We start from the raw sequence: 326 nt of genomic DNA, 5'->3' as shown, positions 1-326 counted from the left end.
AGGCGTGTGTGTTCAGCAACTAGTTGATCACCGTTGAAGATGCTCACCAGTTGCGGGGTGAGCCTGACCGTCACTGCTTCTCCTACCAGCTGAAATGGCACCGAGTAGTACTGGTAGTCACAGGTGATGTGCCAGTTACGGTCGACTTTGCACCGCTTGTATGACACTTCCGTAAACGGTGTCGGCGGCAGATCGCGCATCACTGGTGCTTCTTCTTGCTCGAAGCGCATGCGCCGTGTTGTGCCATCAGCCCGTGTCATTGCGCTGTTGATATCGGCAAGCCGGTCAGCGATTGCCTCATTGAGCTCATCGAGATTGTAGAAGAC

Annotated in this window: 1 protein-coding gene; it reads right to left on the bottom strand. The window is 54.6% G+C overall.

Translation table 11 applies throughout. From position 1 onward, the window contains the following. A partial coding sequence (locus tag QP968_RS11205) for a Mu transposase domain-containing protein (RefSeq protein ID WP_502870944.1) occupies positions 1-326 on the bottom strand: 326 nt, incomplete at both ends.

The organism is Corynebacterium sp. MSK041, assembly GCF_030232265.1.
In the GTDB taxonomy this organism is placed as follows: domain Bacteria; phylum Actinomycetota; class Actinomycetes; order Mycobacteriales; family Mycobacteriaceae; genus Corynebacterium.
Note: the sequence above shows the minus strand (reverse complement) of the source record. Positions and strands in the feature narration are given on the sequence as shown.